General features: G+C 44.5%; 13 protein-coding genes. 8 read left to right on the forward strand and 5 right to left on the reverse strand.

The genetic code is table 11. From position 1 onward, the window contains the following. The first annotated feature begins 255 nt into the window (after positions 1-255). On the forward strand, positions 256-1,206 hold the full coding sequence (gene corA, locus NSS95_RS11955; RefSeq protein ID WP_340713911.1) for a magnesium/cobalt transporter CorA: 951 nt from the start codon (positions 256-258) through the stop codon (positions 1,204-1,206). A gap of 79 nt (positions 1,207-1,285) precedes the next feature. Here the strand turns inward: corA and NSS95_RS11960 are convergent, their stop codons facing one another. After that, a complete protein-coding gene (locus NSS95_RS11960) occupies positions 1,286-1,552 on the reverse strand; it encodes a YhdB family protein (protein WP_017551334.1) in 267 nt (88 codons plus the stop codon). A 372-nt stretch (positions 1,553-1,924) separates the two neighbouring features. Between NSS95_RS11960 and NSS95_RS11965 the strand changes: the two genes are divergently transcribed. Further along, the gene (locus tag NSS95_RS11965) at positions 1,925-3,334 is read left to right on the forward strand and encodes a SpoVR family protein (protein WP_017551336.1); all 1,410 of its coding nucleotides are present in this window, start codon (positions 1,925-1,927) and stop codon (positions 3,332-3,334) included. Between the two features lie 115 nt (positions 3,335-3,449). Here the strand turns inward: NSS95_RS11965 and NSS95_RS11970 are convergent, their stop codons facing one another. Next, complete coding sequence (locus tag NSS95_RS11970; protein ID WP_017551337.1) at positions 3,450-4,433, reverse strand: acyltransferase family protein; 984 nt, start codon at positions 4,431-4,433, stop codon at positions 3,450-3,452. Between the two features lie 307 nt (positions 4,434-4,740). Continuing rightward, complete coding sequence (locus tag NSS95_RS11975) at positions 4,741-5,442, reverse strand: SGNH/GDSL hydrolase family protein (RefSeq protein WP_014097441.1); 702 nt, start codon at positions 5,440-5,442, stop codon at positions 4,741-4,743. 437 nt (positions 5,443-5,879) lie between these two features. Here NSS95_RS11975 and NSS95_RS11980 point away from each other — a divergent pair, with 437 nt between their 5' ends. Continuing rightward, positions 5,880-6,308: a disulfide oxidoreductase gene (locus NSS95_RS11980; RefSeq protein WP_211062306.1), complete on the forward strand. Its 429-nt coding sequence runs from the start codon at positions 5,880-5,882 to the stop codon at positions 6,306-6,308. Positions 6,309-6,327: 19 nt separating this feature from the next. Next, entirely contained in the window at positions 6,328-6,810 is a 483-nt protein-coding gene (locus NSS95_RS11985) for a thioredoxin family protein (RefSeq protein ID WP_014097439.1), read from the forward strand. Positions 6,811-6,871: 61 nt separating this feature from the next. On the opposite strand, the gene NSS95_RS11990 is transcribed toward NSS95_RS11985, so the two are convergent. After that, on the reverse strand, positions 6,872-7,267 hold the full coding sequence (locus NSS95_RS11990; RefSeq protein ID WP_026104608.1) for a YhcU family protein: 396 nt from the start codon (positions 7,265-7,267) through the stop codon (positions 6,872-6,874). Between the two features lie 337 nt (positions 7,268-7,604). Between NSS95_RS11990 and NSS95_RS11995 the strand changes: the two genes are divergently transcribed. The 4 genes from NSS95_RS11995 (at position 7,605) to NSS95_RS12010 (ending at position 10,195) form a co-directional block, all read left to right on the forward strand. After that, the gene (locus NSS95_RS11995) at positions 7,605-8,225 is read left to right on the forward strand and encodes a DUF47 domain-containing protein (RefSeq protein WP_014097437.1); all 621 of its coding nucleotides are present in this window, start codon (positions 7,605-7,607) and stop codon (positions 8,223-8,225) included. A 12-nt stretch (positions 8,226-8,237) separates the two neighbouring features. Continuing rightward, complete coding sequence (locus NSS95_RS12000; protein WP_014097436.1) at positions 8,238-9,236, forward strand: inorganic phosphate transporter; 999 nt, start codon at positions 8,238-8,240, stop codon at positions 9,234-9,236. Positions 9,237-9,365: 129 nt separating this feature from the next. After that, positions 9,366-9,926 carry a GNAT family N-acetyltransferase gene (locus tag NSS95_RS12005; protein WP_014097435.1) on the forward strand — a complete coding sequence of 187 codons (561 nt, stop codon included), beginning with the start codon at positions 9,366-9,368 and terminating at the stop codon, positions 9,924-9,926. Between the two features lie 32 nt (positions 9,927-9,958). After that, entirely contained in the window at positions 9,959-10,195 is a 237-nt protein-coding gene (locus tag NSS95_RS12010; protein ID WP_026683964.1) for a hypothetical protein, read from the forward strand. Between the two features lie 100 nt (positions 10,196-10,295). Here the strand turns inward: NSS95_RS12010 and yhbH are convergent, their stop codons facing one another. Beyond that, the gene (yhbH, locus tag NSS95_RS12015) at positions 10,296-11,462 is read right to left on the reverse strand and encodes a sporulation protein YhbH (protein WP_014097433.1); all 1,167 of its coding nucleotides are present in this window, start codon (positions 11,460-11,462) and stop codon (positions 10,296-10,298) included. Positions 11,463-11,599: the final 137 nt, after the last annotated feature.

Here is an 11,599-nt window from a genome sequence, read left to right on the forward strand (position 1 = left end):
ATTTTTTGTATCAACAGCACGGGCGCCTGTCTTTGCGCCCGGTTTTTCTGCCAGGCCCAGCGTGAATGGCCGTGACGTTTATGTTCTTGCTGCTTTCGATATCGCGGATGCCCTTCTTTTTTCGCGCCCGTTATCCCGAAAAAAAGACGAGCGAATTGCCTTTCATTTTGATTTAATGCAAGGCCGTCTGCGACATAGTAAAATAATGCTAAACGGACGATTGGCAAACCTCATGTGAAAAGGATGTGCCTTTTTATGATACATATTATGGCGATGACAAAAGAAAATGTACTGAAAGCCCCCGCTTCCATTGAAGAATTGGAAGGGACCAGCTGGAAATGGTATTGGATTGATTTCGACCAGCCTTCACAAGAAGAAATATTAAAACTGCGCCATCCGCTCGGTTTCCATCCGCTGGCCATCGAAGACTGTATTCATAAGCTGCAACGGCCGAAACTGAATGATTACGAAGACCATGTCTTTTTTGTATTCCAAAGCCTGAATCCCGACAGGCTGCAGAAAGAAGAATTGAACCTGTTTCTCGGGGAGCATTTTGTCGTGACCTTTCACCATCTCCCGTCAAAAGAAATCAGCGAAGTGCGGGATAAGCTGAAAAAAACGGATAAACCGGGCAAATGGGGGCCGGCCATTATTCTTTATGAAGTACTGGACAAGATTGTCGATCAATATTTTCCTTATTTGTATAAGATTGAAGACCGTCTGAATGAAATTGAAGATAACTCAAAAAATGAATCGATGGAGGATCTGCTTACAAGCCTGTATTCAACGAGGCATGATTTGCTTGTGTTAAGGAATACGATTATGCCGATGACGGATCTTGTGTACCGGATGCTGAATTCCCATACGATTCCAGGCATTCAGGAAAAACGCGCGTATTTTCATGATATCCATGACCACTTGCTGAAACTATCCGGGATGGTGGAGTCCAATCGTGAGTTTACGACCGATATCCGGGACAGTTATTTGTCTTTAAACTCACACCAAACGAACCGGGTAATGAAGATTCTTACCATTTTCACTACGATTTTTATGCCTTTAACTTTTATTGCAGGGGTGTACGGCATGAATTTCAAATATATGCCCGAACTGGAATGGAAATACGGTTATTTCGCTACCCTTATTGTCATGTTTCTGATCGGCGCCGGCATGACTTACTGGTTTTTCAAAAAAGGCTGGCTGAAATGAATTTGCAAACACCCCGCATCCGCCCAGAATAAAGCAGGACTGGAACAAGGTGCAAAGCAAAAAAGCGGAGGCGCCTTTTTCAGGCATGGCCTCCGCTTTGGTACAGAAAACCCGGTTCCGCCCCGCTCCGGTCCGCCATTTCGTTGGCATGGTCAATATAGCGGTGCAGCGCAAACAGGCATCTTTCAATTACGTTATAGTCATGCGAAAAATGATAAGCATGTAAGACATGCTCAATTTTTTTGGAAAGAAAATCATCTTTCGTCCGCACCATCAAAATCAGCAAATTATCCCATTGCGAGCGGTGTGTGTAATATAAAGCGCGGTCATAATCAATGGGATTCATCCCGGCTCCCCCTTTCTTGTGCATTTGCTTGAAAAAAGCAAATCCTAATAAAAGGAGTCAACATTATTGTATGTGTTTTTCCTGATTTTGCGCGCTGAAAAACTTGCCTGGAGGGAAAACAAAAGGCTGTTATCATTTGGAATGCATTTTGCTGGTTTTCAGCCCGTGGCAAGCTTTTATGCAGCCGGGTCAGAATCATTCGGATCTTTTTTACCGGAAATAACGGGTGATTTCCAGTGCTTTGTCGCCTGCTCGTGCACGGGCTGTTTCATTTCTCGTGATCATGCGAAAATCCTTCTTTGTGTCCTCATGTTTTTTCCCTTTCATTCATACATTGGAAAAAAGGGTGACTTTTAAAGGGAGGAACATTTCATGCGTGATCATGAAAGCCTGCAATATGCGATTGATGAGATAACGGAAATCGCGTCCGGTTTTGGGCTTGACTTTTACCCGATGCGCTACGAAATCTGCCCGGCGGATATTATTTATACTTTTGGCGCTTACGGCATGCCGACCAGGTTTTCGCACTGGAGTTTCGGTAAGCAGTTTTTCAAAATGAAGTTACAGTATGATCTCGGGCTGAGTAAAATTTATGAGCTTGTCATCAATTCCGATCCGTGCTACGCCTTTTTGCTGGATTCCAACACGCTTGTTCAAAACAAGCTGATTGTGGCGCATGTTTTGGCGCATTGTGATTTTTTCAAAAACAATGTCCGTTTTCAAAACACGAAGCGTGATATGGTGGAGAGCATGTCTGCAACGGCGGAAAGAATCCGGGCATATGAGCTGAAATACGGTAAAAAGGAAGTGGAGCAATTTATTGATGCCGTGCTGGCAATTGAAGAGCATATCGACCCGTCGCTCATGCGGCCGAAATTGAACTGGAGCATGGAAGACGCGGAAGAATGGGATGAGGAACCGAAACGCAAAGAGGGACCTTATGATGAATTATGGTCGCTTGATGAGAAAAAGCCGGAACAAAAAGCAGTGAAAAAAACGAAAAACTTCCCGCCACAGCCGGAAAAAGATATTGTCCTTTTTATTGAACAATACAGCCGGGAATTGACGGAATGGCAGCGTGACATTATGACCATGATCCGCGAAGAAATGCTCTATTTCTGGCCGCAGCTCGAGACAAAAATCATGAATGAAGGGTGGGCCTCTTTCTGGCATCAGCGGATCATGCGCGAACTTGATTTGACAACAGATGAAGCAATTGAATATGCGAAACTGAATGCGGGCGTTGTCCAGCCGTCCAAAACCAGCATCAATCCGTATTATTTGGGAATCAAAATTTTTGAAGATATTGAAGAACGCTGGAACAACCCGACGGAAGAAATGAAAAAACGGGGCATACGGCCTGGGACCGGGCGTGAAAAAATATTCGAAGTGCGCGAAATTGAAAGCGATATTTCATTTCTGCGCAATTACTTGACAAAAGAATTGGCCACAAGGGAAGATATGTATTTGTTCCAAAAACAGGGGCGGGACTATAAAGTGGTGGACAAAGAGTGGGAACATGTACGCGACCAGCTTGTCAGCATGCGGGTAAACGGCGGTTTCCCATATTTGACCGTTACGGACGGAGACTACCGGAAAAACGGGGAATTGTATATTAAACACTGGTATGAAGATATTGAACTTGATTTAAAATACCTGGAAAAAGTGCTGCCCTACCTTTACCAGTTATGGGGCAGAAATGTCCACCTCGAAACGGTTGTGGAAGAAAAGCCGATTGTCTTCTCTTATGACGGAAGAAGCGTGCAACGGAAATACATGTAAAAAACACGAGCCCTCCGCTCAATAAAAAAACAGCTTTCATGATTGGGACGCAGCATACCAAAAAGCGGCGAAAAACCATTTGATTTTCCGCCGCTTTTTAGCTATTTTATTTTTTCTACAACCGGAATTCAATAATCGGCCTTGTAAATTTCCGGATATAGTAACTGCCGAGAAATAAACAGATGCCAAGTGAAAAAACAATCAGCAACAGGTAATTGCCCGCCAGCCAGTCAAGCACATTGGGGGAAGCGGCTGCTTCTATTGTCTTAATGATAAAACCGTGCAGCAAATACACATAGAGCGTACGCTCGCCAATTTTTGTCCACTTGTACCCTTTGCTCGGGATTAACAGGAAGAACCCGAGAATGACAAGCAGCGTGACAGCATATTGGGCCAGGCGGATTAGCCCGCTAAACCAATATTCCATCCCCATGCCGGCGTAAGAGGTATCGCCAAGGAGCCACGGCACAGCATCTTTCGGGAAAAACTGGCCGGTTGCAAGCGTGACGGCACACAAAATCAAAATGCCGGCTGCCGGCGCGTAAGGTATATTGCGGATTTTTTGCAAATGCTTCCCTTCCAGCAAAAATCCGAGCAGAAAATACGGAAAAAATACGAACGTGCGGGAGAGGCTCAGAAAACTTCCGGCCTCATCCCAGTAGCCAATCCCTATGCCGAGCGCCGCCGCAGCCGCGAGACCGAAAAAGTGGAAGCGGGCAAACAGATGGAGCAAAAGGTTCCAAAAAAACAAGCTCAGCAAAAACCATAATGTCCAGTGCGGTTTCAGAAAATTTACTGTCAGGTGCGATTCTTCGCCTGTATAGTAATAATAAACGGAATAAATACATTGAAAAATGAAATACGGGACCAAAATCTTTTTAAAGGATTTTGAAATATGGCCTTTTTTTCGGTATCCTTTTGAAAAATAGCCTGAAATAAGAATAAATGCTGGCATATGAAACAGGAAAATGACGGTATACAGCGTAAAGAGGAAATTGTCTTCGGTTTTAAACGGGCTGATCAGATGCCCGAGAACGACAAGATAAATCAGAATAAATTTTGCATTGTCAAAATACGAATTTCTTTTTCCTGCTGACATCTGCCATCCCCCGTTCCTGTTGTACAGCAAGTATTGCGATGTCGACGTCTTCCGTTTTCTATACCCCCTGTACGGGAAAATGAATCAATATTCATGCAGGAAACCCTGCGGTTCCTATTATACAAACTTTATATTACAAAACGGTAAAAATTTATTTAAACCATGAAGATTTTTAACAGCATTGCAAAAAGGCCGGTCACCGGCCTTTTTGATCACAAATATGGTTGGTTTGTTTTGTGCAAGGGGCGGGCAGCATCTGTGACGTTCGGTCAAACCGCCGGAAACCCCTCTTGCCTGCTTGTATTGCTTAAATTCCGCTCCCGGCTTTTTGCCCGGCAAATTGCGCAGTTAAATCCGTGTAAATTGTTTTCGCCATTACTTTATAACCTTCTGCTGTTAAATGGATGCCATCATCACTGATCAAGTCCTTCAGGTCACCGGCTTTTTTGATCGCTGTCCGGACATCAATGGCCGGGACGTTCAACTGGTTGATGAGTTTTTTCAGGCACCTGTTATATTGGCCGTGCCAGTGTTCAATACCGCCCGACAATCCGATCCAGTGGCCGATGCTTTTCCCAAAGCGTGCACTGATGGACTGGTAGTAGCGTTTCGGGTCAAGCGGCGGGAGCGTCAGCAAAATGGGCGTAATGCCCTGTTCTTTTACGGTTTTGACTAGATGCCTGATATTGTTCGCATATCGCTCAAGGGGTACAACCGGGACATGCGTATCATCCGGTTTCTCTGCTACTTCGTTCCATTTGAAATTGCAGTCATTACCGCCAATACAGATCAGCACGGCATGGGGATGCTCGCCGATCACATCCTTGTCGAGACGCCGAACAAGCAGGTCGGAATTATCATTGAACACGCCTTTATTAACAATCTCTGTGCTGCTGTCACCAAAATACTGCTGAAGTACTGTGGGATAATTGTCTTTTAAAATCCGGAGCCTTCCTTTTATACAAGTGACACCTCTTGTAATACTATCCCCGAAACAAACAATTTTCATTTGAGGCCCTCCCTTGAATGCATAATCATGCAAAAAGTCAGAATGATAGACATATTTTATTGTAAACTTGCCGGGCTTATTCGACAAGTGATTGTACTGCCCGCGGGCGAACGCTCTCCGCTTCTCATTGTCCAGGTGCGGGGGCTGTCGGCTTGTGAATTTCCAGTCCCCTCTCCTACGATAGGCGGGCGACGATTCATCGTGTTTCCTTTCGCTCGGCCGAAGACGATAAAATCCGTACGCCGCTGTACAGTCGCCTCCGCCTTTCTTTGTCCGGCTGTTGCTCCTAGCCCATCGAGTGGAATAACCCGTCCATCATGAAGCGCATGTCTATTCCGGCCGGAACAGTCGCCAGGCTGAACAGTCGCCTCCGCTTTTCATTTTTTGGGATGGATACTATAATTTACAAGGAAGGGATTGATGAAGGAGGTAAGGGATTGAGTAGAGGACGGAGGGAAGAGATTTGGTTTTTTGCCTGGGCGGTTTCGGTCGTTGCTACGCTCGGCAGTCTTTATTTTTCGGAAATTAAGGGGTATGAACCGTGCGAACTGTGCTGGTACCAGCGCATTCTCATGTATCCAATGACGGTCCTGATCGGGATGGCCGTTGCCAGGAAAGATACCCGCATGTCGCTTTATACCGCTGTTTTGTCCGGAATCGGCATGTGTGTGTCACTTTACCATTACTGTCTGCAAAAACTTGCTTTTTTTTCGGACAGGCTTCCTTCATGCGGCCGCATCCCCTGTACGGCGGAATACATCAACTGGTTCGGCTTTATCACCATCCCCTTTTTGGCTCTCACAGCATTTGTCCTGATTTTTATTTCAAGTCTCATCGTTTGGAAGCAGGCTGGCACTTCCAAGTAAACACAACTGGAGGATTATCATGAAAAAAATTATCCTTTTTTTGGCCATTGTTCTCATTGTTTTTGGCGGGATTGCCGGAATCACAAAGTATAAGCAATCCCAGCAGGCGAAAAACAATCCGTATGCACCCGCAAAAAGTGTAAGCAAATTATCGGCGGAAACGCGTGACCAGCTGGATGACCCTCTTTACCAGAATATTATTTTGCCAAAAGAACTGAACCGTGATTTAAAATCCGGCAAAGATGTCACCGTTTATTATTTCATGCCGACCTGCCCGCATTGCAAACGGACGACGCCTGTTGTATCACCGCTCGCGAAAGATATGGGCATCGATTTGAAGGAATTTAACCTGACTGAATTCGAAAGCGGCTGGGATGACTACAAAATCAAAGCGACACCGACGATCGTCCATTACAAAAACGGCAAAGAAGCCGCACGCCTTGTCGGAGAGCATACAAAACAGGAGTTCCGCCAATGGTTTAAAGCACATGTAAAAAAATAAGGCTGCGTGCTTGCAAGGAACCCTCAAAAAAATAATGCCCGGTTTTTCCGGGCATTATTTTTTACACAAGCAGGCGATTGGCTGCTTTTTTAAACATACTGAACGTATCCGTATGCTTCTTCTGAAAATGGGAAAACGAAAAAGGAAAATGCAAACCAAACTGTTCAAGCGTAAATTTATTAAATTCAAACAGGCCGGCGTAATGCTCGTCCCGCTTATTCTCTTCCGTTTCCAAAATGGAAATGATGGTCTGCAGACTGGCAATCATCTGATACCCTGCTTTTAAAGTGCCGATTTGTTCTGTTGGGTCATCCGGCAGGGCAAGCACCCTGTCGCGCTGGAATGCGGTGATCTCCTCATCCGTAAAGTAATCAGGAAATACTTCTGTAAACATATGGCGGACCAATTCCGCGATCTTATCCATCTGTTCTTCCGTAGCAGCATAAACGATCTTCACAGCAGTCCCACCCTTTTTGAAAAATCCATATGTAAGCCAAATCATAGGCGCAATATAAGTACAGCATAGCATAGGAAAACGGGAAAAAAGTATGGTAAATGTGACCATGGCCCTGCCCCCTAAAAAGATTGGATTTTTTCTGAAAAAGCGGGACAAAAGCCCAAGCCTCATAGCCGGACTTTCTTCCAACAAAGCAACCTGTTTTTAGCTTTTTGACGAAAGTCGAAAATTGGAACCGTATACAAAATTTTATTTTCGACATTCTTCTTTTATCTTCGCAGGAAATCAGATAAAATAAAGACGTTTGATAATGAAAAGGATATGAGGAGGATCTTACATGGTATTTAAAAACAAGAAAGACAAGTTTACAGTGCTGTTTGGCCATATTTCGACCAACCTCCGGGAAGCCACCAATTACTTTGCCGACTATAAAATCCATAATAAAGACGATTTAAAAATTTTTACTGAAAAAATGAAAGAATACGAAACGACCGGGGATACTTACGTCCATGACATGATTCTGGAACTGAACGATGCCTTTATCACCCCGATTGAACGGGAAGACCTTTTGTCACTAACGAACAGCCTCGATGACGTGCTGGACGGCATTGAAGAAGTTTCCGGATTATTTGAACTGTACAATATTTACCAGGCGGACGATTTTATGGTCGAATTTGTTGAAATGATCCGCCGCTGTACCGACGAAATTGAAAAAGCAATTGACATCCTTTTTTCGAAAAAACTCGACAAGATCCGCCCGCATGCCATTAAAATTAAAGAATTTGAATTCCATTGTGACGAAATTTTAAGAAAATCATTAATTCACCTCTTTCAAAACGAAAAAGACCCGATTCGCCTGATCAAATATAAGGATTTGTATGAAAAGATGGAAGATGTGGCCGACTACTGCCAGACGGTGGCCAACATTTTAGAGACGATTATCATGAAAAATGCGTGAGGAGTCTGCTGAATGGATAGCATTTTAGTATTAACTGTCTTAATAGTAATTTTTGGATTTGGATTCGACTTCATCAATGGATTCCATGACACGGCTAACGCGATTGCAACGGCCGTTTCGACAAAAGCATTAAAACCCCGGCATGCGATCGTAATGGCCGCGCTTATGAATTTTCTCGGCGCCATTTCTTTTACAGGTGTTGCCGAGACCATTACGGAAAGTATTGTAAACCCGTTCACCCTTGCAAACGGACAGGTGGTCATTTTGTCCTCACTGATGTCAGCGATTATTTGGAATTTGATTACATGGTATTTCGGCATTCCGAGCAGTTCTTCCCATGCCATCATCGGATCCATTGCCGGCGCGGCGATTGCCTCGTCAGGTTTTCATGTAATCGAATATCGTGGTTTTATCAGCATTATTGAAGCCTTAATTTTATCCCCGATCCTCGCTTTTACGGTCGGTTTTACGGTTTACAGCATTTTTAAAGTTGCATTTCAGAATTTTAAGCTTGCGAAAACGAACCGACACTTCCGGCTGATCCAAATTTTCACCGCCGCTCTCCAGTCTTACTCCCATGGGACAAATGATGCCCAGAAATCGATGGGGATTATCACAATGGCTTTGATTGCCAACCATTATATTGCCGAGAACCATATTCCATTCTGGGTCCAGGTCGGTTGTGCGGCGGCAATGGGGCTTGGGACATCGATCGGCGGCTGGCGGATTATTAAAACGGTCGGCGTCAATATTATGAAGATCCGGCCGATTAACGGGGTTGCAGCCGACTTGAGTTCAGCTTTCATTATTTTTGGTGCAACATTTATCCACTTGCCGGTCAGCACCACCCATGTCATTTCTTCTTCCATTCTCGGGGTTGGTTCGGCCCACCGAATTAAAGGGGTCAAATGGGATACTGCAAAAAGAATGGTGATCACTTGGGTCATTACCCTTCCGATTTCAGCCGTTTTATCCGGTGCGATTTATCATATTGTAAACCTTTTTTGGTAAAACGGGCTGAAAAAAGAGCAGCGTTAAGCATGCTCTTTTTATATGCAAAAGAAATTTACATAGACAATTGAAAAATTTCCATTTTATGATACATTTTTAATAAACCATTCAGAACTGCGGGGGATAGATGTGAGAATCGAAGACATATACCGGAACTTGCCACTGCTTGAAACGGACCGGCTTGTTTTAAGAAAGCTCAAGCGGGATGACGTGCTCGATTTATTTTCCTATGCGTCAAGAAGTGAAGTAGCAAAATACGTGACGTGGGATGCACACCGGTCTGTCCGCGATTCGAAAAATTTTATAAATTTTGTGCTCAGCCAGTACCGCGAACACAAGATTGCCCCCTGGGGAATTGAAGACAAAGAGACACGAAAGCTGATCGGGACGGTCGATTTTGTATGGTGGAAGCCGGAAGAAAGGACGGCCGAGATTGGCTATGCCCTTTCTCCTGAGCACTGGGGAAAAGGCATCATGACAGAAGCCGCTAAAAAGCTGATTGCTTTCGGGTTTGAACACATGTATTTGATCCGCATCCAGGCCCGCTGTTTTGCAGAAAATATCGCGTCGGCCCGCGTCATGGAAAAAGCCGGCATGACCTATGAAGGCACTTTGCGCAAAGCCGTTTATAGAAAAGGAAAACATTGGGATCTCAAAATCTATTCCATTTTAAGAGAAGAGCATTTTTAACGGCCATAGCATGAAGGAAAGGAGATATCCCTATGGAATGGACAATAGACGACAGAATTTATGATACATTTTGGGAAGCTGAGGAAGTAGGATTCTCCAGTGTTAGTGATATGGGGGAAGGAAGAGGATTCATTACGCCTGATTTGAAAGTTGCAAGTGTCCTTTCCTACGCTTTATGTGGATTACCGGATGTAACATACCTTGTTCATACAGAAGAATTTTTGGAAGATGGCATTCTTAAATATAAGATATGGGTAGAAAACTTATGAGATCACAGCACGCGGCACACACAGAATCAGGTGAATCACCCGTTATCGGCACCCGCAAAAATAAGGGGCCCGCATCAGCCGTTGTGCAGCCCCTTTCTTCTTATGCCAAAGCTTTGTCTGCTTCCTTTGAAAAGAAACTTTTCATCGCATGGAAAACATCTGCTTTTTGTTTCAGCACGTAATATTTAAATTTCTCATCTTTAATATTTTTATAGGCCGACATGAGGGTGCTATGGCGGTTGTACTGGTTCACTTCCCCGTAGTAGAACATATTCGAGACTTTCATAATTTCCTGGACAAGTTTCACGCAGCGCGCATTGTCTGATGTCAGGTTGTCGCCGTCCGAAAAATGGAAAGGATAAATATTAAAGCGGTACGGGTCATATTTTTCATTGATCAGGCTGAGCGCTTTCCGGTAAGCCGATGAACAGATCGTGCCGCCGGACTCCCCTTTTGAAAAGAAATCTTCCTCTGATACGACTTTTGCCTCTGTATGGTGGGCGATAAATTCAATTTCCACGGTCTCGTATTTCGTCCGCAAAAAACGCGTCATCCAGAAGAAAAAGCTGCGCGCCATATACTTTTCCCATATCCCCATACTTCCACTTGTATCCATCATCGCAAGGACAACCGCTTTTGATTCCGGTTTTTCCACTTCATTCCATGTGCGGAATTTGAGATCTTCCGGCACGATCGGGTGAAAGGCCGGTTTGCCATTCATCGCATTCCTTTTAAACGCCGACATCATCGTCCGTTTTTTATCAATATTGCCCATTAGCCCCGTTTTCCGGATATCGTTAAACTCAATCGCCTCTACCGTGTTCTCATCTCGCTCTTTCCTTTGAAGATTTGGCAGTTCCAATTGGCTGAACAATGCTTCCTCGATTTCCATCAGAGATACTTCCGCTTCATAATAGTCTTCTCCCGGCTGGTCGCCTGCTCCCTGGCCTTTGCCCGGTCCCTGCTCGGGGGAACCGTCGCGTGCAATGATATCACCGACTTTGGAATCGCCCTGGCCCTGGCCGACATGTTTATTTTTATCATAATTATAGCGAATTTTATATTCGTCCAATGACCGGATCGGTATTTTGACAACATCCCGGCCGTCTGACATAATGATGCTTTCTTCCGTAATTAAGTCGGGCAGATTGTTGCGGATGGCTTCCTGGACCTTTTCCTGATGGCGGACCTGGTCATCATGCCCTTTGCGGTGGAGCGACCAGTCTTCCTGTGAAAGAACAAAATGCTTCTGATCCTGTTTATCCATGCTCATCCTCCCTTTTTTGAAAAATTTGCCGAGAATTTCGCCGTCACCATACCGGATATCCTAACATATGCTATTTTGGCGTTTAAAAACTTGGATCATCACATTTAAGATTACTCTATCTTATGCAATAAGGCAGA

This window comes from Weizmannia sp. FSL K6-3076 (genome assembly GCF_038007245.1).
Lineage (GTDB): Bacteria > Bacillota > Bacilli > Bacillales > Bacillaceae_C > Weizmannia > Weizmannia faecalis.